This window comes from Candidatus Limnocylindrales bacterium (genome assembly GCA_035559535.1).
GTDB lineage: Bacteria > Moduliflexota > Moduliflexia > Moduliflexales > JAUQPW01 > JAUQPW01.
Window position 1 is genome coordinate 166881 of sequence record DATMBG010000022.1, and the last position, 24742, is coordinate 191622.

The following is a 24742-nucleotide window of genomic DNA, read 5'->3' on the forward strand; positions in this document are numbered from 1 at the left end:
AGCCTCTAACCTCAGGAGAACCCTCATACCTCATGGATTTTTGTAGGTAATCTTATCTAGAGCGGCAGCCATATCATCAATTGCTTCACTGAGCTGGATAACTGTGCTGAATACCCCATTTAAATCCAAAGAACCTGTGTGAATATCGGAAAATTTAAGCCTGATGATCGAGAGATGCACTTCCCTGAGTGAAGTTATAAAGTTCGTTAATTTAGATGTGACATATTCTATCCCTTTTTCAATTTCTTGATGGCTTTTAAGCTGTTTAAGCAAAGAATTTCGAGTTCGAATCCACTCTAATTTGATAAATTCGTCGGAACGGGCATTCTGGATCTTCTTCTCTAAATGCTTCAGAACAGCCCGGGTACGTGCCATGTCATGGCAACGTAAATCTTCATGAATCCCGTGAATCTTCTTTACAATACTGAAAATTTTAAGGATTAAATGTTGAACAGCGGGAAAGATTTCTTTAAAAGATTCTGTAAGATAAATCTCCTTATCTTTATCCTTGATCGCTTTTTTAATCTCTCTGTAAAGGGTTACACTTTGGTGGATGAAATCCATATAGGGATCTTCCAGCTCGGACTTGAGTTGACGGTAGTTTTCTTCGATTTCATCATACCCCAAGTCCATATAGCGCAGGAGCCCCGTTTTTAGGGAAGCCCAGGTTTTCTTATCGCTTAACCAGATAGCCAGGCATAAAAAAATCCCTACATAGGTAAACCCCATATTAACCGCCAGGCCCGTCCATATTGAAATGCCTGATACAATGCCAAGCCATATGGGATGAGCAAAGAAACTAAAGATATCTCGTTTCTCTTCCTTTGTAGTTGGAAAGGAAGACGGTGTGCCTTGAGCTTCCAGACGTTCCATGATCTAAAATAATGTAAATATTATTGGGAACATGTCAAGAAAAAACGAAAAGATACGGTCATCTACCTTCCCATGTATCCTTCACAACTTGCAATTGAAAGCGTTTTCACTTGACAATTCCGCCCAAATCCATGATAAAGTCACATTATGATACGGTGGAAGATGAAACTTTTTAAATATTTCCAACTCTGGGTGTATTTAAGCTTCCTGGTAGGTTGTAGCTATGAAACAGCATCTCGTCCCTTATCTCGGGAAGAATCTTATGGCTATCGATTAAAATTCATTCAAGAACCCCCCGCCAGGTTACTCAAATCTTTAGCTCTCCAGAATAAGGGGTATGTGATTGCTATCCAGGATAAAAAGGTATTTATAGACTTAACCGCTCAGGATGGAATTCAACGGGGGATGCCTTTGGGAGTTTACCGGGAAGGAACCGAAACCGAGCTTAAACATCCGGTAACCGGAGAAACTCTGGCCATATTAAGAAAGGAGCTGGGAACTATCCGGGTTTGGGAAGTCTCCGATAAATTTTCAGTTGCCTATCTGGAATCCCTGGTTAAAGGTGAGGAAATCCGTTTGGGAGACCGTGTGTGGCCAATTCAGTATTAAAGAGATTAAAAAATCATGTCCATGATCCAGATGTATAACGTCTATAAGGTCTATGAAGGTGGCGTACGAGCGCTGGAGGATATCACTTTAAGCATTGAAAAAGGTGAGTTTGTTTTTTTAACAGGCCCCAGTGGAGCCGGAAAAACCACGTTATTGAAAATCATATTTCGCGAAGAACTCCCCACATCCGGTAATGTCCTGGTCAATAATTTTAATATCGCCCGACTTCAAAGATCCAGTGTCCCTTATCTGAGAAGAAACATCGGGGTCGTTTTCCAGGATTTTAAGCTTTTAAAAAAGAAAACGGTTTTTGAAAACGTTGCTTTCGCCCTTAAAGTCATAGGCGCGCCCCGACGCGAGATTGACCAGCGGGTTTTACAAATACTTCGCCTCCTGGATTTAAAAGATAAAATGGATATGCTCCCCCATCTTCTCTCCGGAGGCGAACAACAGCGGGTCGCCATCGCAAGAGCTCTGGTTAACCACCCCACCATCGTGTTGGCAGACGAACCCACGGGAAATCTCGATCAGGAACTATCCCTGGAAATTATGAGTCTCTTCGAGGATATTAATGCCCGAGGTACAACGGTGGTGGTGGCCACCCATAACCGCATGATCATCCGGGAAATGAGGAAAAAAGTCTTTTGTCTGGATAAGGGTCGATTGGTCCGTATCGTAGACAATGGGAAAGATCTTTAGAAGTATGGGAGTGTGGGGGAGTATGGAAGTATGGGAGTTCTATCTTCTACACCTACACCCCCACACTTCTACACCCCCACACCCCCATACTTCCATACTCCCATACTTTACCGCTTTCCTTCCAGGACCAGGGTAATTTCTCCTTTGATGGGGGTATTTTCAAATTTCTCGATAAGGGTACTCAGAGGGCCCCGTAAAACCTCTTCGAATTTTTTGGTAAGTTCCCGGGCTACGGCGGCCTTTCGATCTCCCAAAATTTCTTTCAGATCCTTCAAGGTTTCTAGAAAACGATGGGGGGACACATACATAATTAAAGTTCTCGGTTCCTCTCGAAGAGATTCTATCTTTTTAAGCCGCTTACTTCTCTTATGGGGTAAAAATCCGATAAATACAAAACTATCAATGGGAAGACCGGAGACCACAGCAGCACTTACAAAAGCCGTAGGTCCGGGGATACAGACCACCGGAATATTATTTTCTATAGCCTGTTGAAGCAATCGATAGGCAGGATCCGATATGCCCGGGGTTCCGGCTTCGGAAACAAGGGCGATGTTGAGTCCGGATTTTAATTTATTTATTAACTCAATGGCTTTAAATTCTTCATTGGCATCAAAATAACTGGTAATCGGAACATGAATATCATAGAAGGATAGAAGTTTTCGCGTTGTTCGCGTATCCTCAGCAGCAATAAGATCGACTTCCCTGAGAATGCGGAGAGCGCGTAGGGTAATATCTTCTAAGTTGCCAATGGGGGTACTGACAATATAAAGAGTCCCGGTTTTGGACATAATCCTTCATCCAGGATGATAGATGATTCATCCTGGAACTTTTGGTCAGGTTGTGAAAAATAGAATTAAGATTTTTTCTCTAGACAACTCGCCAGGAGTATATTACCAATTTAAGGAGTCAGGGGTTAAAAAACAAAAATCAGAAGTCAGAAAAGTAAAGTTTCTACTCACGTGGTGAGGGAATTGTTTTTATTCAATCCCCTGACTCTTGGATTCTGACTTCTGATCTTAAAAAGATGTATGATGCGATTATCTCAACGTGCCAGTGCCATAAAGCCGTCTTCAACCTTGGAAATTACCACCTTAGCTAAGAAAATGCGAGCCGAAGGGATTGATGTCATCGGATTTGGTGCGGGTGAGCCGGATTTTGATACCCCTTCCAATGTAAAAGAAGCAGCCATTCGAGCTATTCAAGAGGGTTTTACAAAATACACCCCGGTTCCGGGTATTGACGAACTGAGGGCCGCCATTGCTAAGAAACTTGAAAAGGACAATAACCTGATTTATCGACCTTCTGAAGTAATTGTTTCTTGTGGAGCTAAACATGTTCTTTTCAATGCCATCATGGCCCTGTTTGAGGAAGGGGATGAAGTGATCGTGGCTTCTCCTTATTGGGAAACCTTCTTAGAGCAAATACAGCTCATGGGAGCTACACCGGTGATTGTTTACACAGATGAGTCGACCGATTTTCAAGTCACCCGGGAACTTCTAGAAACAGCCATAACAAAAAAAACCAAAGGTCTGATTCTCAATACGCCCTGCAATCCCACGGGAGCAGTTATAGACCGTGAGCATTTAAAGGCCATAGCCGCTCTGGCCGTAGAAAAAAATATCTATGTAATTTCTGATGAGACGTATGAAAAACTGGTTTATGAGGATGCCGAACACGTAAGCATTGCATCCTTAAATCCAGAAATTAAAGAACTGACCCTTACCGTCGGAGCCTTATCTAAGTCCTATTCCATGACAGGATGGAGAATCGGCTATGCAGCGGGTCCTGCCGAAGTGATCAAAGCCATGGTTAATCTTCAGAGTCAGAGTACCTCTAATCCTACTTCCATTGCCCAAAAAGCAGCCTTGGAAGCCCTTACAGGACCTCAGGAGGCTCTCAGCGAGATGCGCCTGGAGTTTTTGAGAAGGAGGAATTATATCGTTCAGGAATTAAACACGATCCCTGGAATTTCTTGCTTAAAACCCAAGGGAGCTTTCTATGTGTTTCCCAAGGTATCCAGCCTTTATGGAAGGACCTACCAGGGACGTACCATCTCCAACTCTAAGGATCTGGCATCTTATTTGCTAGCTGAAGCCAGGGTAGCAGTGGTTCCCGGTTCGGCCTTTGGTTCCGATCAGCACGTGAGATTATCCTATGCTTTATCCATGGAACACATCCGGGAAGGATTACATCGGATAAAAGAAGCTATTGGGAAACTCCTCTAAAACTTAAAGTAAAGTCCTTTTTCTGTCACCAGATCCCAATAAATTCCCTTGACTTATAGCCAGGAAGGTGCTAAATATGGGTTCTTTAAAAGAACCAGGTTTTTGAGGAAATTCTATGACTCTGCAAGAAAATATATTGACTTCCCAAACCCGAGGGGTAAGGTGTAAGGAGTGTGGAGACACGGGATGGCGGGTAAAAAATCAAGGTTCTGTGGAAACTGTGGAGAGATGTACATGCTACCGCATGAAGAGGAAAGAACATCTTCTTCTAAAAGCCTGTATTCCGGAGAGATATATGCAATGCTCTCTGGAAAATTATAACCCACAGCCCTACCCGGATTGTGATGCCTCCATAGGTCGTGCCAAAGTTCTGGTTGAGCAATTTGTAAAAGAATATCCGGCCCGGAAAATAGGATTGTTATTCATGGGAGGTTGTGGAGTCGGCAAAACCCATCTGGCGGTAGCCGCCATTAAATATCTCATTCTTGAAAAAGGCATCCCTTGTCTGTTCTACGATTTCAGAAACCTCATAAAGGAGCTGCAGAATTCTTATTCCCGAGACTCTGAGTATTCGGAGTCAGACATTCTAGAGCCTGTACTATCCAGAGAAGTCCTTGTGTTAGATGAATTGGGGGCCAAAGTTATGAGTCCCTGGATACGGGATATCTTTACGCATATTCTCATTCAAAGGTACAATAACAATCTGGTTACTCTGATCACCTCTAACTGGATGGACGAAGAGGATAGAGGAATCCAGGAAGAAACCTTAGAGGATCGTATTGGCTATCGGCTACGGTCCAGACTCTATGAAATGTGCAAAACCATCGTGATAAAAGGGAAGGATTATAGAAAGTTTCGTGAGATTCGGAATTGAAACGCAAGGATCCTCGCCGAGGATAAGAACCAGATAAAGGGGTCAGAAGGAGAACCTGGGGTATTGGGAATATGCTCCTGGATAAGGCTTATCAGAGATATTTTTTATCTTGACAGGATTTCTAGCGTTTGTTACCTTTTCTCTACATCTGCAGAGGGGGTTTTAAAGTTATTTCAGAGCATAACTTACATCTTTATGAAGTCCGAAGGAGGGCTTAATGATCATTCCGAGAGGTAAAGTTATCCACGAAGCCCTGAGTACATCCTTTACGGATATTAACGAGCTTCTCAGAGATCTTGCAGAAAATAGTTTTACTGGTTGTTGCCAGGTTAGTTTTTGGGAATACGAGGGGATCTTATTCATGGATACAGGCAAGATTGTCAGTGCCTTAGAAGAAATTCAAAAAGATCCCCCGGTCTGTACAAGTGGTGAAAAAGCAGTAAGAAGCATTCTGGCCAAATCCAGAGAAAAGGATGGAACGGTAACCGTTTTTCGGTTATCCAACGAACTGGTAGCCACCCTGGCCGCATCCTTAAAAAGTACCATTGTTTTAAAAGATTTGACCACAGAACTAACCAGTCTTGAAAAGCTCATTCAAAAACTCCGAAAGGAAGAACACACTGGATATATTGAGGTCATTTTAAATAACCAGGAAGGAAAAGGTTATATTTATTTCCAAGACGGTCGGGTGATGGAGAGTGTTTATAAATCCGACGAGGGAGAACTTATCTCAGGAGCTCAGGGGCTTAAGAAATTATTAGGGCTGAGTGCAGAGGTTGGAGCCGTTTTCAATGTGTATAAGGCAGATGTTGCTGCTGTCATAGAAGATACCACCAAGATAATGGAAGGGGAGGTTTTAGATTCGGTTCTGACCGTATTTCAAAATATTTTACTTAATTTGGAAAAAGCAATCAATGACGCCATAGGCCAGGGGAAATTTTTGGAAATTTTCAAAAGGGTTTTAACGGCCTATGCCAATAAATATCCCTTTTTAGATCCCTTTGCCGGTGAGTTTAACTATAAGGATGGAGCCCTCTCTTTTGAAGGAACCGTAACCGTAGATGAGTTTGTAGAAGGGGTTTGTGATACCATTCGGCAGACCGTGGAAGAGGCGGCTAAAAGAACTCCAAAGGAAAAACTTCTGTATAATATTCATAACCGCTTCCAAACTATAAAAGGAGAATACAAACAAGATATCGAAAATCTTAAACTGATGAGTAGATTACCCGAACTTCTGGTAGAGCCTGCCGAACCTCCAAAACCTGCTAAGGAAAACCTGGAGGAATCCAAGGAAAAGAAAGGGTTATTGAGTAGACTCCGGTTAAACATCAAATCTGAATAGGGTTTGAAAAATGCTTGAGAAGATCAAGGATTTTAGTCTTTCGGCTAAACTGGCCTCTCTGATTGTAATTGCGTTACTCCTTTACGGTTTTTGTATTTTTTTCCTGTTGAGTTATCTACTTGATCAGAAATTTAATAGTGTTTATCCTACCGTTCGAGGAATGATGGTCGCCCAGATGGTAGCCCATAATCTGGCCAATACTTCATTAAACGGAAGCAGTATGACTAAAAGTCAGATCCAGCAGACTTTAAATTCTTATGATCCATATAAAAGATACGGACTCTTCTATATCATTGTGCAAAATGATAAAAATGAGGTGGTGGCCACCACGTTAGAAACGACCCCCTCTCCGGAACTGATTAAAGCAAATGAACTGACCCAGGGAAAAGAAATACAAAACAGGCGGTTTAAGTCGGGGGATAACACCATCCAGGACGTTGCCGTACCTATTGGGGATTCCCAACAACCTAAAGGAGTTGTTCGAGCCGGGGTCCTGGAGCAGAGTGGAAGTGAAACAGGTTGGGAAATAATCAAAGAGGGAAAAATCCATGAGGTTTTGAATCCTCTTCTATGGGGAATTTTTACCGGAGCTATTGTGATAGGCTCCCTTCTGATGCTTTTCTTTTCTAAGATTATCGTGCAACGTGTTCAGTACCTGATTGATGTCGCAGACAAAATGAGTTTTGGAGATTTGGATGTGAAGATCGTTCCAGGTCCTAAGGATGAACTGGGAATATTGGGGGAAACTTTAGAAAGTATGCGGGCCAATCTCAAAGACGCCATCGAAAGACTTAAAAAGCGAAAACAGTAATTTCTTTTTAAACTCAGTCTTTAATGAGGAGTAGGGACCATGCCGAAAAAGATAGATGGAAGTAAAATTACCATATTATCCTCTGAACAGTATGAAGCCATTAAAAAGTGTTTAGGAGAACTTTACTCCAAGACCAAGGCAAATGCGGTTCTTTTTGCCGATATAGCCGGTCAGCTTATAGGTGAGCGGGGAGATACCTCCCATATTAATACAACGGTTCTGGCCGCTTTGGCTGCAGCCGATTTTTCGGCCACTGCGGAAATGGCCAAATTGGTCGGAGAAGAAGCCCGATTTAAGCTTCTCTTCCATGAGGGGGAAAAGAATAATGTCTACCTTACCAATGTCGGAGATGAGTATTTTTTGATTATCATTTTTCAATCTAATGTGGCTTTGGGGATGGTAAGGGTTTATACCAAAAAAGCGGTCGAAGCCCTGGATAAGATCATCAAAGAGGGGGGTAGCAGTAAAACTGTTACAGATATTATTGATGATGATTTTGGAGAACTCCTGGCAAATGAGTTAGATAGCTCATTTAAAGAGTAACTTGTCTCCTATCTATCACGACTATGTATATTAACTGGGCTTTACAGCAAATCAATCTGAAGATCGTTTATTATGGCCCCGGTGTCAGTGGAAAAACCACCAATTTGCTTTATATTCACTCTAAAGTGGCTCCAGAACTTAAAGGAGAGCTCGTTTCCCTTCAAACCCAAGAAGACCGTACCATCTTTTTTGACTTCCTCCAACTGGAGGTAGGTAAAATAAAAGGGAAAAAACCAAAATTCAATTTATATACCGTCCCAGGTCAGGTGTATTATGCTTATAGTCGAAAGGTCATCCTAAATGGAGTGGATGGGGTGGTATTTGTAGCCGATTCTCAATTCGATCGACTGGAAGCCAATCTTGAAACCCTGAACGATCTGGAGAATAATTTGAAACAGGATGGACATAAGATGGATGAGTTTCCTTGGGTTATTCAATACAACAAGCGAGATCTTCCCAATGTAGCCCCTATTCCTTATTTACAACTCAAACTGAATAAATATAACGTTCCCTATTTTGAAGCGGTGGCCAATAAAGGGATCGGAGTTTTTGAAACCCTTAAGGCAGTCATTAACCTGGTAGTGGCTAACGTCAGGAAAAAACTCTGATGGATCAAGATCTTCCCTCAACTCAAAATCTCATTGAAGAAAAGCTTCAAGAAATCAGTAAAGAAGGCCGCTTTGATCTGCTGGTTCTATTTAGTGAAGAAGGTCTTCCCATGATTCAGATTCCATCATCTAAGTATGATAAAGACAATTTTATTGCCCTTTCTATCCTGCTCAACGACCTGGCAAAAGTCGCAGAAACGTTAGATTCTTCCCTCAAAGTCGTGGAAACTTCTATTACCACATACCATAAAACCAAAATCGTGGGTCGTATTTTTTATGTCAACGGAATTCGCTTGAATCTGGTCGCCATCGTCCCACCTGAAGTGGCCTATCGTAAATTTTTCAATAAGGCAGTTAAAGCCCTTTCGGCTATTTTATAACTTTCTAACCCGGCGGCCATCTCATACCTCTCCCCCCTAAAAGATGGAGATGAAGATGGTAAACCGACTGTCCCCCTTCGGGATTACAATTTATAACCAATCGGAACCCACGATGATGAACGTTTTTTAAAGTCGCAATTTTTTTTGCTACCAGGATCATTCTTCCCATGAGCATCTCTTCCTGATCTGGAACATCCATTAAAGTAGCTATATGCTTTTTGGGAATGATGAGAACATGAACCGGAGCTTGAGGATCGATATCTTCAAAGGCAAAAACCTGATCATCTTCATACACAACGGTACTCGGAAGCTCTTTTTTAACGATCTGGCAAAAAATACATCTCCTCATGATCCGTAAACCTTCTTTTCATCGAACACCTTTTCCTGAATGATAGTACTGGTTTCTAAATCCTTCTCCAGGCGCCTGTAAAAACAACTACGATAACCTTCATGGCACGCACCGACCACCTGTTCCACTTTAATTAACAGACAATCCCCATCACAATCCAAAAATACCTCCCGTACAAATTGATAATGACCGGAAGTTTCTCCTTTTGTCCATAACTTCTTCCGGGATCGGCTCCAAAAATAAACTTTACCCGTCTCAAAGGTTTTTTCTAAGGCGGTACGGTTCATATAACCCATCATGAGGACCTCATTATTTTCTGCATCTTGAACAATGGCCGGAATTAAACCATTTGAATCAAATCTGAGCGCTGTCATGGAGTACTCTTTTGGACTATAAAGCCCCAAAGGCACAAAGGAAACCGGATAAAAAAGTATGGGAGTGTGGGAGTATGGGAGTATGGGAGTATGGGAGTATGGGAGTATGGGAGTATGGGAGTATGGGAGTGTGGGAGTATGGGAGTGTGGGAGTATGGGAGTGTGGGAGTATGAAAGTGGGAGGATGTAGGAGATTCACCTATATCCCTCTACCTCCATACTTTCGTGATATTCTTTGTACCTTTAGAGCGAATAGGATTAAAAAGTTATCCACGATGTTAATCATAATTCACCATACCCCCAATATCTATGACTCCACATGCCTTGTCAACAGTTAATTGCGAATTCTTTTTAATAATCCCAGGGTCCTCTAGATAAATAGTAGTCGTCCACCACTCTAAAGGTAAATTGATTAGTCGCCTCCAGCCGCCTATAACCATATCGGGTCTCGGACCACAATTTGACCGTATAGGTTAAAACTCCCGGCGGGGTCTCTCGATCTACAACCAGATCCAATTCGTAGACCCCTGGAGATCTTTTCCAGGCTTCCACCCGTTTCCATAAATGACCCCAACTGTTATAAATTTCGAAGTAATATCGAATCGAAGGTTTGGAAGAAGCATTGGTTCTAACCGTTATAACCCCACTCCCACCTTGAGGTATAGACCAGGGAGTTACATAGGCACTGATCCATAAATCATCCGGGTAAGGACGGTCATCGCAATCCAGGACCCTAAAACGAACCCGATTAGCATAACCATAACCCGAATCCCCATCCACATTTACCCAGAGTGATTCGGTGCCTGGAGGACCTTCGACCTCAAACATGACATCCATCAAATCCGATAGATAATAAGTACCCGGATTTAATCTGCCACTGTAAAGGGTTCGGGTAATACCTCGGGTATCTCGATTCATAAGGTAAATGTATTGGGAATAATCCCCTCGATTGGTTAACCGGATATCTATCCGGTCTCTACCTATGCAAAAAGAAGTTTTCGGATATTTGGTATAGTAATCTACGGTTTCTATACTTATCCGGACCCTGGGTTGAGGAACCAGCTTGCGATACTCCGCTCCCCAGGTTTCTCCAATAAAATTCGTTAAATTTCCGATTCCTGATAAAAGTAGAGTTAAAATTAAAAACACTTTATATCCGCGAGATGGAAGCATACTCTTTATCCTCCTTTTTAATCAAGTTTAAGAAGTATAGGACATAGTGCTTTGTTACTTTAATTTTGCTTAATGTTTAAGTGGCCCTCACCCCCGGCCCCTCTCCCACGCTTCGGGAGAGGGGAGCTGGGGAGTGAAAGCAACCCTATGAGGTCAAAATTAAGGTAACAGTGTAACAGGAGCCTGCCTGGGAGCGCAGGCATCCCGCCCGACATTAATTATTTGAAACAAGATTTACAAGAGTTTGGAAGTGCAGGCATCCTGCCTGGTTTGATAGTTGTAACCGGTTTTTCTACTTAGAAAGATGTAGAAAGTGGTGAAAGGTTGCAGAATTATCGATTTGATATAAAAATCGGAAATTAAAATCTTAGTTCTGAACTCTCTTGAAATATATCTTGACAAACCCTAAGGGAACGTTCTAATCTTTCTTAATAGAAAACAAGCGTAAAGGAGTCAAACGCTAAATCAGGTTTAGATTTCAGAGATCAGCTCTCATTTAACTATCTAAATAATGAGTGGCAGATTCATTTAGGAGGAGAAAACCTCATGTATCAAAGGATCAAGAACCATAAGATATTTACCCTCATTGTCATCTTCAGTCTAGTCTTTGGGATTAGTCTGACTTCAAAAGTTCTTGCCACCCAATCTAACGCCTATGAAAAGCTGAAAATACTCAGCGAAGTTTTATACTTAATCCAAACCAATTATGTTGAAGAGGTGAATACGCAGGACTTGATTTACGGGGCCATCAATGGAATGCTTAAAGTTTTAGATCCCCATAGTTCTTTTATGCCCCCGGATGTTTATCAGGAAATGCAGGTAGAAACCAAAGGGAGTTTTGGGGGGTTAGGGATTCAAATTGCCATTAAGGATAATCAATTAACCGTCATTGCCCCTATTGAAGATACGCCTGCGTATCGTGCCGGGATTGAGGCTGGAGATAAGATCGTTAAAATAGAAGACAAGCCGACGAAGGATATGACGCTGATGGATGCTGTGAAAATGCTTCGAGGTCCTAAAGGAACTAAAGTAACCATCACCATCATGCGGGAAGGATTCGAGAAACCCAAAGATTTCGTTTTAACCCGGGATGTCATCGAGATAAAAAGTGTTAGCTGGAAAGTCTTGGAAGGAAATATCGGATATATTCGGTTAAAACAGTTCCAGGAAAATACGGCCGATGAGCTTGAGACGGCATTGGACAAACTAGAAGAAGCCGGCATCAAAGCCATGATCCTGGATCTGCGTAATGATCCGGGCGGACTCCTCAATGCAGCGGTAGATGTAGCCGATAAATTCCTGGAGAAAGGTAAGTTGATTGTCTATACCAAGGGTCGGGCGAAAAATCAGGATATGCGTTTTGTGGCCCGTCAAGGAGCTACCCATCCTTACCATCCCCTGGTGGTATTGGTTAATCACGGAAGTGCCAGTGCTTCTGAAATCGTTGCCGGGGCCATTCAGGATCATGGAAGAGGCCTTATTGTAGGAACCAAAACCTTTGGTAAAGGTTCTGTACAGAGCGTCGTACCTCTTTCAGATAATTCAGGACTTCGGCTGACTACCGCTAAATATTATACCCCCAATGGACGAACAATCCATGAAAAGGGAATTATCCCCGATGTAATCGTTGAGCTTCCTAAATCGGGCCAGGATACCGAAGAAGCGGCTCTGGAAGCTTTATCAAAGGAAAAACCTAAAGAAAAATCCGAATCTTCCGATAAGGGAAAATCCCCACAGGTCCCAACCGAAAAGGGCACACAGCCGGAAAGTAAAAATCCATCGGATAGCTCTCAACAGAAAACCGGTGAAGGCAGTGATACGAGTAAAGAAGGAAAAGAAGAAACGGTTAAAAAAGATCCCCAACTGGAAAAAGATGTTCAGTTACAACGGGCTGTGGATATCCTCAAAGGGATCATGATATTCGAAAAACAAAAACTGATGGAGGCGAAAAAGCCTTAAAAAATAGAAAGGAGACGTGTGATAACGAAACATCGGTTCTAGTTCTCCCCCACGTCTCCTTATTTCTGTGTTATTGTATCCTTTATCCCTCATGTCCTTAACTTCTTGACTTTTATCTCAAGCGGTACCCGATCCCGTGGAAGACGAAAAGGAGCAGCATCCAGCTCAACTGGATATACCTCAGAATCCGGCAGTTTTAAGATCATTCTGGATTGTCTTTTTATTCTTCGCTTTTCTTTTTTCCATAGGTTTATTAACGCGACCTTTTTTTCCAGCCCTCAAAGGATTAAAGAATTATATCTTCCATGAGATTTTTAAAAAACCTGACTTTGGCCATACGGTCTTTAATCTGGATACCATAATCAGTAAAGAACTTACCGATCTGGGTCTTTCCAAAGATCAGATCCAGGTCCAGATCTCTCAGAATGTTGATGCATTCCATCAGGAGTGGACTTCTTACCTCTATGAGATTAAACTTCCCCCGGAATATAATTTCTCGGATATCCAGCAAAGATTTTATCAGGCGATAAAGTCCGCCCGGGGAAGGCTCTTCGAAGTTTATAAAGGGGAGGTTCCTCAAGAGGTCTTTGTTTTGACCCTTGGCATAGAACAAACCATTACCCATACCCTTCGATTTATAAAACAGACCCTCCCGGATTTGAAAGAATCTCTCCCACCAGCTCTGCCGGGGCCTGAAGAGAAACGACCTCAAGTGGCCATCGTGATGGATGATGTAGGCTTCAGTGAAGAAGCAGTTCATAAAATCCTCCAGTTAGGGGAACCTTTTACTTTCGCCATCATTCCCCATCTGGAGAAATCCGTTGCCATTGCGGAACTTCTCAATGAAAAAAAGCAAGAAATTATCCTCCATATTCCCATGGAGCCCGAAGAGGATTCCTTTATAAATCTGGGGAAAGGAGGGCTCTGGACCCATATGAGCAATGAGCAGATCCGACAAACTGTACGAGAAGATATTGAAGCAGTCCCTTATATCAAAGGGGTCAGTAATCATATGGGTTCTCGATTCACTACAAGAGCCGAAAAAATGCGGGTGGTTTTAGAGGAGATAAAAAAATATCATCTTTTCTTCCTGGATAGTCGAACCAGCAGCCAAACCGTGGGCTATCAACTCGCCAGGAAAATGGGTCTTAGATCTCTAGAGCGAGATATTTTCCTGGATGATGTGGAAGAGTTAAATGCTATCCGGGCCCAGTTGAAAAAGGTCGAGAATTTAGCCCTTAGAGATGGAAGAGTCATTGCCATTGGCCATCCCAGATCTATCACCATTGAAGCCCTCCGTCTAATGCTCCCTGAGTTTAAGAAAAAAAATATTGAGATGGTCGGTTTATCTAAACTCATCGATGAAACTCAGACAGAAAGCGGACATCAGGATTCAGAAGTTAGAAATCATGAATCAGAGACCAGAAGCCAGAAATCAGAAGTCAGAAAATTCTGACTTCCGGCTTCTGATCTCTCTTTTTTGTTGTCAGAAAAATTTCGGATTCTCCAAATTACAACGGGAACTACCTGGAGTGGCGGGCAAGAACAGGTTTATCAGCTCAGTAAAGGGCTTGCTGAAAAGGGTCATGAGGTTACTGTGATATGTCCACCGGGAAGTAGTTTGGGCGACAAACTGGAAAAAATCCATATACCTGTGGAGCGTATCCCGATGCGTAAGGAATGGGACTTTCTAGCTGTCCCTCAAATTATCCGGGTACTGGTTCAGCGAAAAGTGGATCTGATTAATGCCCATAGACCGACGGCGCATATGCTGGCCTGGATTGCGACCTTTTTCCGGAAGACTCGGGCCTTCATCGTAACACGCCGTGTTGCACTTCCCATAAAAAATCCCCTCTCTGCAAAATTTAAATACCGTTTTAGAGTATCAAAAATCATTGCGGTTTCGCAAAGTGTTAAACAGGTTTTAATAGACTCCGGAATCCCTTCCACCCAGATTGAAGTCATCTACAGTGGTACGGATCTGGCGCGATTTAATCCGGCTCAGGTGGACGGAACTTCCTTCAGGAAAAACCTTGGACTGGATCTTTCCCAACCCTTGATAGGGGCCATTGGAAATCACTCTTCCCACAACTTTAGAGGTTACTCCTATTTTTTAGAGGCTGCAGCCAGGATCCTTCAGGTTGCTCCCCGGGCACGATTTATCTTGATCGGACGGGGAACGAATTCCCAAGAACTTCTTGCTTTAAGCAAAAAGCTTCATTTAGATCCTCATCTCTCCTTTCTTGGATTTCGAGAGGATATTCCAGAAGCACTGGCCGCCCTAGATATTTTAGTAAATCCTGCTCTTACAGAGGGATTCTCCGGGGTCATTCGAGAGGCAATGGCCATGAGAAAACCTGTGGTAGCTACCCGGGTAGGTGGGAACCGGGAGCTGATCCAGGACGGAATCAACGGATTTTTAGTACCCCCTGCCGATGCCCATAGCCTGGCCGAGAAAATACTTTATCTTCTGAATCACAAAGACCTTGCATTGAACATGGGAAATCAGGGTCATGCACTGGTTGAAGAAAAATTCTCTATCCAGAAGATGGTGGAAAATACAGAGCGGCTATACGAACAGGTCCTTCAGAATACAGATAACCCTTCAAATGCCTGTTCCCTATTATGATCTCACCTTCCACGGCAGTTCTTTTATACCATCATGTAGATCCCCACGATGCCATTAAACCGGAAGTGTTTGATTGGCAGATGAAGTATCTTCAACAGCATGGCTATTCGGTTGTTTCCCTCGGTGAATTGGTACAGGGGATGAAAGGGGAGCGGGATCTTCCTAAAAAATCCGTTGTAATTACCTTCGATGACGGTTTTTTAAATACCTGGGTGTACGCCTATCCGATTTTAAAAAAGTATCAGTTTAAAGCCACCCTCTTTATGATCACGGGTCTTGCAGGAAATCCCTCGACTCCGCCCCGTTTTAACCTGGAGGACGTTTTGAAGCGAAGGTGTCAGGAAAAAGATCTGTACCGGCGAGGTCATATTTTCCATCCTTCCCTTTCAGAGAGAGCACAGGATCCAGATCGTGAACTTCCGGATTTTCTAACCTGGAAAGAATTAAGGATCATGGAAGCCAGCGGAATTATCGATGTTCAATCCCACAGTCGCTGGCACAGTTCGGTCTATCGAAGCGAAAAAATTGTAGAATTTCATATCCCTGCCTTTGTAAATAGAAAATGGCCCATAGAAGGGGATTGCCGATTGGGGACCCCCATGTATCAACGCGGTTCGGCAATGGCTACGCGGAAGTATCTGGGTGATCCGCTCCTGGCCGAAACTCTGATCCAGTATGTTAACCGGCACGGGGGTGAAGATTTCTTTAAAGGCAAAAGAAAAGCCGACATCGATAAAGCCCTGATGGAAGTCGTCCGGGCCTACAAAGCCTGCCACAAAGTAGAAGATCGTTATGAGGATGAATTTTCCTGGCAGGAGCGGGTGAAAGCAGAACTCTTAGAGTCGAAACGAGATATTGAAAAGCACCTGGACAAAACCTGTCGTTATTTAGCCTGGCCCTGGGGGGAATATAACGCGGCAGCCCTTGCAATAGCCCGGGAAGTAGGCTACGAAGCGGCAGTTACCACAGAACGAGGGGCTAACGTCCCCGGAGGGGATGTGATGCGAATTAAACGGTTTAAAATCTGGAAACCCGGCCGGCTGGCCTTCGTTTTAGGGCTCCTTATCCATACCCATGCAACCTTTGCCCGAATCTATGCCCGACTCTATGGCTGGCTATAAAGAATCTGATCGGGAACCGGTTAAAACCATGAATCCTTACCATGTAAGGGCGTAAGGCCTTACGCCCCTTGTACGGGCGGAGGGCCTCCGCCCCTACTTCCAATAGCGCACGGGCATAATCTAGCAAGCAGCAATGTGCTCTCGTCTTTGATCTGGAAATTCTGCAATAATTTCCTCAGTAGTATGGGCCGGCTGCAAGGTACCTAAGAATAAGACTCCCAGGAATTTTAGTCCCTTTTATTCGGGGTTTACCCCGAAGCACATCAGCCGTACTTATAATACGATCTCTCCAGTCTACCCGTATCATATCCTCCTTTCGCATTAGGGCCTAAAGGCCTGCACTTCACCTGCGGCGAACCGAACGCAACGAGGCGAAGCCGTCAGGTGCAAGCGCATGTTAGCACGCACTAGGGTAGCGCTGTCCGTTTGCCCGGTACCAGGCTTTCTCGTAAAATCAGGTTATCGATATTCGTAATATCCTACGACTCTTATCATCTGCATTTGCTTGACAACTTTAATTTCAGCTACTTAGATAAACTACTACAGAAAGATTGTCCGAAAAAAAACGGTTAGTTCTGCAAATCGGTCATAACGTGTTGATGCAATTTAGATAATGTGACTCACTTTAAAATACTTGTACATATTATGTCAAGAAAATTTTTCTTAAGTTAAGAAAAATTTTCTTAACTATAGTTTTTACAGGTATTGCAGCAAATCACTCCTGCTCCAAAGTTGCAAGTATCTCTTTACAGTACCCCTCAGCGGTCTGTCGTTCATAATCGTAAAGCGATTGATCTCGATTGTGAGCCAAAGGAGTTCTTATTTTTGATAATAATTGGGCACGTTGATCCCAGTAGTTCTTGTCTTTGCCAAAAATATCTCTGAAAATTGCCCATTCAGCAAAGATAATGTCGAACAGGTCTCGCGGATAAGTGAACTCGATCAAATTTCGAGATGCTCTGCTTCCAAAAGACTTTTCCTCTCTCTGTTGTACTTCTGTACACCTCTCAAAAATCGGCTTCAAATTTGGTCTCGCCTTACACAACTTATCAACCCACTGCTCACCATACTGTTCTCTCATCTTTTCTGTAATCAGCCGTCGCAAAGCCACCTCAGTTTTCTTCCATAAAGGCCATAAATCAACCTGGCGCCCAATCATTTTCAAATAGGTCTGAAAATGTTCTGAAAATGCCACATAATTCCCTTGTTCAGTGAGTTTGACGAGGCCATATCTTTGTAGTTCTTCCGCATCGGTTGGTCGGGCCTCAATAACAGGGCCGAATAGAATTTGCAGAATCTTACTTAGGCTTTTATCCTCACGAAGTACGTCAAGCATGTGTTCATAATGATGAATAAAAGATTGTTCGACTCGCTTAACCGCTTGGCTTACATCAACTACATTAGTTTCCCGAAATAGTTCCACCACCTCGTATCCCACCATATCGAGAAGATAAGGATGACCGCCGCAATAATACAGAAAGCCTTCTCTAATTTGCGGTGTTATGCTGATACCAATTGATGATAAACGTGCAAGATACGCCTCAAATGCCTCATCATCAAACATACCAAGATAATAGTTCTGGAAAACACCTTCTAACGTTGAAATAGCCTTTGTCTGGAATTCAATACTCTGCAGAGATCTGCGAGATGTTGTTATTAAAGTCACCCGCCATTCCGGGCGATATGACAATTCGCGAAGCCCTTGAAAACTTGAAATATCTCCCCGAAAAAGATGACGTGCATGATCAAACTCGTCCAGAATAAAAAGAATGCGTATTCCGGCTTGGCGAACTTTCTCAAAATATCGCTGTATACGTCCGTAACCTTCACTCCACGAGACCTCATCTTTTAGGGCGCCTTCTGCCGCTCTCTTTACTGTATCAGTCAACCATCCCAGACCTTCTATCTCATCATAACTGTTTGTGACAAGCGAGCGGAAAAATATCGGCGCTTGATCAAAGGTCGCCAGATTGATCCAAATCGGAATGCGTTTTTTCTCCAGCAAGTCACTTTTGCGTGTCATTATGGAATGATAAACCAGACTACTCTTTCCAATTCGATAATCACCAATAAGTGCCAGATTTCCTGGCTCTGTTGGTCGGATGACTCGATTTTCAACGGCACGAATGGCATCAGGGCGGTTTATAAAGCGCTCTCCATATACAATGTTTCCGTAATCACTGAAAGGATTAGCAAAATCACGCTCCATCTTTCACCTCACCGATGAGCGAGCAGCCATTCCCTGAATAGCCCAACGCGAATAGAGTAGTATTGCCCTCGTTCGCGTTCGATAACGTCTCGCCTAACAAGATCTTCGAGAATCTCATCAGCGGGTGTTTTCGTCTCGCAAGCAATATTGCTTCGGCCGCAGGGTCCGGTGCGACTATTTTCGGCAATCGAGGTCAGTACTTTTAACACATCTTTATCGCTAATCGCATCCGGCGATGTATCGCCAGAGTTGATCAAGTTGTCAAACTTGTCTTTTCCTAGCGCATTCACCCCGCGAATGAGCTCGTCTTTCACCTGTTCCACATCAGCCTCTGTAACAAGACTGGCACGTTTGCGATTCATATACTCAACCAATCTATTACACAAAATCTGGATGTAGAAAGGACTTCCCGCTGTAAGCTCCAGAATACGCTCAATGGCGCGTTCCCGATAACGGCTTTCCCCGAAACGTCCACCGATACGAATCGGCTCATCAATCAATCGCATAGCATCTTCTCTCCTGAGATAAGTCACCCTTTCATCTTGCGTTGTCCCAAATTCGTTTGGAAAACGTTGCTTGAACTTGGGCATCACATCCTGTCCAACGAGCACCGCGTTGAAAAAGTTATCTTGTAATAAGGCTTTCCAGTTCTTCATAAATGATTCTGGGATGAACTCATTCATAATATACCCATAAATGTATGAGAACTCGTCTATCAACAGAATAACTCGCATCCCTTGCCAGTCAGGTAAATTGGTAGTAGCCCGGCGAAAACTTTCAAAAATATCTCTGAAAAGTACTAATGGGCTTGGGTGCTGATAAAATTCCAAATCTGCAGGGAATGAAATCCCTGGCGGATTTTTGCCTTGTGAAACTTTATCCTCAATAGCATCTCGCAGCGCCTTCAGGATTGTCCAAAGAATCTGATAGAGGAAAGGAACTTTTGAGTGTTCATCTAGAATCGCTCCGATATTGCCTATATTAAGAACAAGCAAATCATCTTTTGTCTCCAGTCTCTTTTTTAGATGATACAGAATAGATGACTTGCCAGCGCGCTTTTGCCCATAAATCACTACACACTTACTTTGGCTTCGCGATGTTTCAAGCGCTTTGGCCACATTTGCAATCAGGTCATCGCGCCCATAGAACATCGTTGGCTCGCCGACAATGCCACCTTCGGCATAAGGAGCGTATGGGTTTTCAATTTCCTCAAAATCCTGTTCTGAACTTAACCGAATTGAGAAATTGGCAGCAGGCGTCTGTTGAATTTCTCCAGACCGCGTGCGGTAACGAGCATGTATAGGAAGTGAAAAAGCTTGGGCAGAGAGGGCCTCTTCACTCAGTTGAATAGGGACCCTCAAGATGCGCTGCTCGCCACCTCGCAAAGACCCATCCAATCTGACAGAAAACGTATCCTCATACTCTTGCACAACTAACTCTAACGCCTCCGCAGGACTGCATCCTGTTCGATTACTAACTACGACCTGGACTTCTATAGAACGGTCATTGTCAGGTGTACAGGTTTCAATAGGCAAGCGTAAGGTCAATTGAGGCGTTGAAGTTTCATAGAGCTGTTCCAGGTAAACTTTTGTCTTCTCTTGGATACTCTTGACAAGCGGATACATCTCCTCTACCGAAATCTTTGTTGAACTTGCTTCAATCTCTCTCAGCAAGTCCTGGCATCTGTTCTCAATTTGAATGCAAAGTCGTTCCTTTTCTTCAAAGACTGTTTGAACACATAGGTCTAGAGCGGTTTCCAGTACTTTCTGTATTTGTATAGCCCTCTGTCGATCTAGGTCAAAAAAGAGATTTTCAGCAATCGCCTTGACCCTTTCTATACCGTGTTCAAGGGAAGCGGCGGTCAGTTCAACCTGAGCCAACGCGCGAAGCTCATTGAGCAAGGAACGTTGTTCATCCAGTTTTTTCCTCACCAATTCGTTCCATAATTTGACAAAATCATCTAATTTTTTGACGGGCCCAACGCTTATACCTGATGCCCTTAAATACTCTAGCGCCATTGCCTGTAGTGACGATTTGTCATAAAGGCGGTTAAGCAAGCGACTAGCCGCATACCGGCTGCGGAAAACAAGATAAGCAATCGCCTCAAAGACTTTGTTTCGATCTGGGTGATGAGTTAGCACATATTCGAGTGTTTCATCAATGGAAGGTATGCTGGGCTTGATGGGAATTTGCGCTGGTCCCATAGTCGAAAACAGAAATCTTACCAGAGCATTAACTGCATCTTGTTCAATCCCTTGGCTCCGATCTCCATCGTATGCACTTAACGACTCGCAGTAAAACTCCCGTGCTGCGTCTAACGGTCTATTTTCAACAACAATTGCATCACCAGAAGAAGCGAAGCTACGACAAAGGTACTTGTAGAACTGATTGGGATCTTCATCTTCCAGCAAGGAAGCTATTTTTGCCGCAGATAAATAGTAACCAGCGCGCTCCCGCGGGCGAATAGTTCGAGAACGTGTTGCTAATTGCTCCAGTGTGAAAATATCATTGCGATCAAAATTCCGGCTTTGAATGTGATCCGCTCGCACTCCCTGATAATCACAACGCTCTAAGAAAAACCTAGCGAAGCCACTAATCTCTCTAGATACGTCCGATAGTGCTGTCTCTACAATGATCTCGTTAATCGGAAGCATCTGCCCCGCTTGAGCTTGTTTGATCGCTTCCAACAATTCTACAGCCTGCGCGTCAGGCGCAGTTTTCAGAATGCGATTCAGGATTTGTTCTGCTTCTTTGTAGCGGCCTTGTTTGAAGAGACAAAGCGCAATATTCCTCTGCGCTGTACGATTATCAGGCTGTGAACGTAGCACTTGGCGGAAAGTCTGTTCGGCCAAAGCATAATCTTCTTTCCTGAGATATCCAATGGCAATCTGCCATAAGATTTGCGCCTTCTTGGTTTCTGTAGTGGCTTGCTCAAGTTTCCTCTGTAGTAATGAAATGGCTTTATCATGCTGACCAGCGCTCTGATAGAAATTAATCAGCATATTATCTACAGATTGCTGGTTAGAAATCCGACTTCGGTTCCTTTCCAAAACCCGAACAGCCTCGTCTGAGCGTCCAAGTTGAACCAGCAACGCGGCCAAGTCTTTGACGGCACTTTCGACATTATCCCCTTGCTTGATAGCATCACGAAGCAACTGAACTGCTCGTTCTAGGTCTTTCTCGACCAACTGCACACGTTTAGCCCGCGCATAGGGATTTGACCCTCTAGGGACACCGATAACTCTGGCATACTCACGCCACTTGTCGTATGCCTCTTGTGCCGATGGATAGTTTGAATTGGCCTCCAAAACTCTTTTTACAAGGGCAATTGCTTTAGAGTAATCACCATCACTGGCATACTCAGTAGCCCTTGCAAACATCTGGTCGAGAGTGCGATGGAGTGTAACCCTAATAGCGATGGGACCCTTCGGCCCCTGGCTGGGTTCAAAAGTTACCGATATCCGTTTGCCAACTGAGAAATCGCGAAGTTGTTCAAGTAGGTCATCGTCGGATACTGCAGTGATATGGAAAAAGTAAGTTTCGCCATCGTTATCTTTCAAGAAGCCGAAACTGCGCTCTGGCTTGTAAGAGTAAATGAAGCCTTGCGGGTTGTCCGGAACTGCTTTTGCAGATTGGGTGGTTTTTGCTTCAACGAACTCTGAAATCACCTTTTGATATGTTTCGTCCGGCTGCCCTTGGAGACGTACAAAAGCATCCGGTATCAAATCTTGAGGCGCTCCCCCTTTTATCCAGCGTTGGACGATATCTGTGGCAAAAGGCTTGTTTCCACTGGCAAGAAGCAGGTAAATACCTGTTTCCAATAATAGCTCGATTTCTTTCTCTGAAACACTCGTAGATCTTCTCTGGGCTATATCTCTAATAGTTGGGTAGTTAGAGAACTTCTTGATCAAGCCAATGTAGACATACCAGGCGTGTAATACCTCTACGTTAGGAATTATTTGGAAGAAACGCCCAAAACCGTAACAAGCCAGACCATCTTGTCCACTTGTTAAAGCCTTTGTTGCCAAGTTATACCAGTCCCAAGCATTATCGGAGATAGATGCAGCAGTCTTATATAAATTCAAGGACTCTTGATAGTTTCCTAAAAGATGATGAAAATAGGCCAAATGCCGCTTTATCGAAGCAGAATGCGGAAATTGCTCTGAAAGGGAAGCGAGTTCATGTACTAAGGGTTGGATTCTTCCGAACTTTGCACTTAGTTCATTGATTTTCTCTGCGTACTGATATTTATCCTTGACTCGGTTCCAAACTGTCAGTGCGCCAGCATTGTGCTTGCCTTTAATTTCATTCGCTGGGAAGACAAAATCTGGTGCTTTTATTTGTACGGAAGAAACCTGTTGTCGAGCCTGAAAACGCGCTTCGATTTCTAATAGTTTCTTGATGGCTTCTTGATCAACAGGCTCTGTAGATATGCGCACAGGCGCTGGCTTTAACCTTAAAGTTTGTTGAGGGGATTCAGATTCAGCGCCCTTGAGAACACGCCAGGTGCTTATCACTTCCGTCAAAATAGTTACCAACTCTCCGGCACTATCTAAAGTGACATGATCGCGTCCGATCTCTATTAGGACTCCGCTTATCTCACGACCGTCTTTGAGACTAAAGATTACTGTGCTACCTATTGAAATTTGGCGTTGAATTATTTGTGAAAGCATCAAAATTACCTGATCATCAGTTTGGTATCTCCAACATTCCTTAACCTGTTGCCGCCCCGCGAAGCGCAGCGGAGCGGCGTCGGCTGCAAGCGCTAATTAGCCAGCGTATCTTGTCTTTTCACCACAAGCGCGTAATTTCATAGGCATCAAATACCGCATCACTGCTTACAAGGGACATCTGTTCGATTTGAGCCTGTGCTACCAGAAGACGATCGAAGGGATCACGATGATGGAAAGGTAAGGCCGCCACCTTCGCTGTATGGCTAATCATAATATCAAGTAGCCCGATACGATTCAGACTCGGTTGGTGCGGGATGAACGTCTTAAAAGATTGTGCCAATTGTAACCGGCCAAGACTGATCTTGATGGCCATTTCCCACAGACTGGCAACGCTGAGATAAACGTCGTTGGTCAGATCTTCAATCAATGTCCGCGCAGTGGGACTGAGACGCTCATCTCCACCGATAAACCCCAAGAAAGTGTGCGTATCGAGGAGCAGTTTCATGGCATATAGGTATTAAAGTCAGGGAGAGGTGCGTCAAAGTTGTCTGCCATGACAATCAGCCCTTTCGCGCTCCCAAATTGGCGACGGGCGACAGAGGCCACAGGCACCAGTTGTACGGCTTCTTGAAGATCTTTGACGATCAACACCGTTTCCCCTTTCAGTACCGCATTAATCAACTCGAACAAACGGTCCTTGGCTTCTTCTAAATTGACTTGAAGCATTTTGTCCTCCTTTCCGCGTTCTCACTCTGCATTGTGCCACCTTGTGCTGGCTAACGGTCTGTGTTTCGCGGCGTCAGGTGCAAGCACGTATTAACCTGCGTTCTTTGTGAAAGACTAAATTCTTGCATAATAAGGTATATGCTTTGGTTCTGCGTTTTTATCGCCTGTTACAATCTTCCTGAGAATATAAGGTGGCTCAGAACCACCTTGACCTCTTCGCACGTCAGGACAATGGGCAAGCGCTTTGGCTTCCGGACGCAAATTACTGACCAAGATCGCCGATGTCACGTCCCAGAAAGGCGCTGACTCGTTCCTTCAGGGCTAACTGAGAGAAAAGCATTGATTTCCGGCTCGCCCATCTCCGCTGGATGGTGCTTGTTGTGAAAGAAGATGAACCGCTTGATCCATATCACATAGACATCTTCAGTTTGTGGGCTGTAATGACGGGCGTGAAGCACCTGACGGACTTGATCCAGAGGCTTTGGCTTGGTAGCGCCAGCACCACTTCCCACCAGACCCTTGTTATCCATCGCCCTATCAAGCGGGACGCTTAACCTAACTTATC

At 43.8% G+C, this 24742-nt stretch carries 24 protein-coding genes; 14 read left to right on the top strand and 10 right to left on the bottom strand.

The annotated features are described in order from the left end of the window. Positions 1–30 precede the first annotated feature (30 nt). The gene (locus VNM22_07530) at positions 31–873 is read right to left on the bottom strand and encodes a hypothetical protein (protein ID HWP47000.1); all 843 of its coding nucleotides are present in this window, start codon (positions 871–873) and stop codon (positions 31–33) included. Between the two features lie 162 nt (positions 874–1035). Between VNM22_07530 and VNM22_07535 the strand changes: the two genes are divergently transcribed. Both VNM22_07535 and ftsE read left to right on the top strand, forming a co-directional pair. After that, a complete protein-coding gene (locus tag VNM22_07535) occupies positions 1036–1482 on the top strand; it encodes a hypothetical protein (protein ID HWP47001.1) in 447 nt (148 codons plus the stop codon). A 15-nt stretch (positions 1483–1497) separates the two neighbouring features. After that, positions 1498–2181: a cell division ATP-binding protein FtsE gene (gene ftsE, locus VNM22_07540; GenBank protein ID HWP47002.1), complete on the top strand. Its 684-nt coding sequence runs from the start codon at positions 1498–1500 to the stop codon at positions 2179–2181. A gap of 107 nt (positions 2182–2288) precedes the next feature. Here the strand turns inward: ftsE and rsmI are convergent, their stop codons facing one another. Further along, positions 2289–2969, bottom strand: a complete 681-nt coding sequence (gene rsmI, locus VNM22_07545) for a 16S rRNA (cytidine(1402)-2'-O)-methyltransferase (GenBank protein ID HWP47003.1) — start codon at positions 2967–2969, stop codon at positions 2289–2291. Between the two features lie 240 nt (positions 2970–3209). Between rsmI and VNM22_07550 the strand changes: the two genes are divergently transcribed. From VNM22_07550 to VNM22_07580, 7 genes are all read left to right on the top strand, one after another. Beyond that, positions 3210–4406 carry a pyridoxal phosphate-dependent aminotransferase gene (locus VNM22_07550; GenBank protein HWP47004.1) on the top strand — a complete coding sequence of 399 codons (1197 nt, stop codon included), beginning with the start codon at positions 3210–3212 and terminating at the stop codon, positions 4404–4406. Between the two features lie 244 nt (positions 4407–4650). After that, entirely contained in the window at positions 4651–5280 is a 630-nt protein-coding gene (locus VNM22_07555; protein ID HWP47005.1) for an ATP-binding protein, read from the top strand. Positions 5281–5497: 217 nt separating this feature from the next. Continuing rightward, a complete protein-coding gene (locus VNM22_07560; protein ID HWP47006.1) occupies positions 5498–6622 on the top strand; it encodes a hypothetical protein in 1125 nt (374 codons plus the stop codon). Positions 6623–6632: 10 nt separating this feature from the next. After that, positions 6633–7433, top strand: coding sequence for a HAMP domain-containing protein (locus VNM22_07565; protein HWP47007.1), 801 nt, complete (start codon positions 6633–6635; stop codon positions 7431–7433). A gap of 39 nt (positions 7434–7472) precedes the next feature. Beyond that, on the top strand, positions 7473–7976 hold the full coding sequence (locus VNM22_07570) for a roadblock/LC7 domain-containing protein (protein ID HWP47008.1): 504 nt from the start codon (positions 7473–7475) through the stop codon (positions 7974–7976). A 23-nt stretch (positions 7977–7999) separates the two neighbouring features. After that, positions 8000–8584 (top strand): GTPase domain-containing protein, encoded by a 585-nt coding sequence (locus tag VNM22_07575; GenBank protein ID HWP47009.1) that lies wholly within the window; start codon positions 8000–8002, stop codon positions 8582–8584. Continuing rightward, positions 8584–8964, top strand: coding sequence for a hypothetical protein (locus VNM22_07580; GenBank protein HWP47010.1), 381 nt, complete (start codon positions 8584–8586; stop codon positions 8962–8964). The genes VNM22_07575 and VNM22_07580 overlap by 1 nt, the downstream gene beginning before the upstream one ends. 4 nt (positions 8965–8968) lie before the next feature. Here the strand turns inward: VNM22_07580 and VNM22_07585 are convergent, their stop codons facing one another. Both VNM22_07585 and hisI read right to left on the bottom strand, forming a co-directional pair. Beyond that, positions 8969–9313 carry a histidine triad nucleotide-binding protein gene (locus VNM22_07585; GenBank protein HWP47011.1) on the bottom strand — a complete coding sequence of 115 codons (345 nt, stop codon included), beginning with the start codon at positions 9311–9313 and terminating at the stop codon, positions 8969–8971. Beyond that, positions 9310–9687: a phosphoribosyl-AMP cyclohydrolase gene (gene hisI, locus VNM22_07590; protein ID HWP47012.1), complete on the bottom strand. Its 378-nt coding sequence runs from the start codon at positions 9685–9687 to the stop codon at positions 9310–9312. The genes VNM22_07585 and hisI overlap by 4 nt, the downstream gene beginning before the upstream one ends. A 58-nt stretch (positions 9688–9745) precedes the next feature. On the opposite strand from hisI, the gene VNM22_07595 reads away from it, so the two are divergent. Next, positions 9746–9877: a hypothetical protein gene (locus VNM22_07595; GenBank protein ID HWP47013.1), complete on the top strand. Its 132-nt coding sequence runs from the start codon at positions 9746–9748 to the stop codon at positions 9875–9877. A 161-nt stretch (positions 9878–10038) separates the two neighbouring features. Here VNM22_07595 and VNM22_07600 read toward each other — a convergent pair whose 3' ends face one another. Next, positions 10039–10860, bottom strand: coding sequence for a hypothetical protein (locus tag VNM22_07600; GenBank protein HWP47014.1), 822 nt, complete (start codon positions 10858–10860; stop codon positions 10039–10041). A 546-nt stretch (positions 10861–11406) separates the two neighbouring features. Between VNM22_07600 and VNM22_07605 the strand changes: the two genes are divergently transcribed. The 4 genes from VNM22_07605 to VNM22_07620 all read left to right on the top strand — a co-directional run bounded on the left by VNM22_07605 (position 11407) and on the right by VNM22_07620 (position 16569). Then, positions 11407–12819, top strand: a complete 1413-nt coding sequence (locus tag VNM22_07605) for a S41 family peptidase (GenBank protein ID HWP47015.1) — start codon at positions 11407–11409, stop codon at positions 12817–12819. A gap of 136 nt (positions 12820–12955) precedes the next feature. After that, positions 12956–14275: a divergent polysaccharide deacetylase family protein gene (locus VNM22_07610; GenBank protein HWP47016.1), complete on the top strand. Its 1320-nt coding sequence runs from the start codon at positions 12956–12958 to the stop codon at positions 14273–14275. A 27-nt stretch (positions 14276–14302) separates the two neighbouring features. Beyond that, positions 14303–15448 (top strand): glycosyltransferase family 4 protein, encoded by a 1146-nt coding sequence (locus VNM22_07615; protein ID HWP47017.1) that lies wholly within the window; start codon positions 14303–14305, stop codon positions 15446–15448. After that, positions 15445–16569, top strand: coding sequence for a polysaccharide deacetylase family protein (locus tag VNM22_07620; protein HWP47018.1), 1125 nt, complete (start codon positions 15445–15447; stop codon positions 16567–16569). Before VNM22_07615 ends, VNM22_07620 begins: the two co-directional genes overlap by 4 nt. A gap of 715 nt (positions 16570–17284) precedes the next feature. On the opposite strand, the gene VNM22_07625 is transcribed toward VNM22_07620, so the two are convergent. From VNM22_07625 to VNM22_07645, 5 genes are all read right to left on the bottom strand, one after another. Next, the gene (locus VNM22_07625; protein HWP47019.1) at positions 17285–18778 is read right to left on the bottom strand and encodes a Swt1 family HEPN domain-containing protein; all 1494 of its coding nucleotides are present in this window, start codon (positions 18776–18778) and stop codon (positions 17285–17287) included. A gap of 8 nt (positions 18779–18786) precedes the next feature. After that, positions 18787–23451, bottom strand: coding sequence for a tetratricopeptide repeat protein (locus VNM22_07630; GenBank protein HWP47020.1), 4665 nt, complete (start codon positions 23449–23451; stop codon positions 18787–18789). A 118-nt stretch (positions 23452–23569) separates the two neighbouring features. Then, positions 23570–23956 carry a type II toxin-antitoxin system VapC family toxin gene (locus VNM22_07635; GenBank protein HWP47021.1) on the bottom strand — a complete coding sequence of 129 codons (387 nt, stop codon included), beginning with the start codon at positions 23954–23956 and terminating at the stop codon, positions 23570–23572. After that, entirely contained in the window at positions 23953–24177 is a 225-nt protein-coding gene (locus VNM22_07640) for a hypothetical protein (GenBank protein ID HWP47022.1), read from the bottom strand. Before VNM22_07640 ends, VNM22_07635 begins: the two co-directional genes overlap by 4 nt. Positions 24178–24461: 284 nt before the next feature. After that, complete coding sequence (locus VNM22_07645; GenBank protein HWP47023.1) at positions 24462–24707, bottom strand: phage integrase N-terminal SAM-like domain-containing protein; 246 nt, start codon at positions 24705–24707, stop codon at positions 24462–24464. Positions 24708–24742 lie beyond the last annotated feature (35 nt).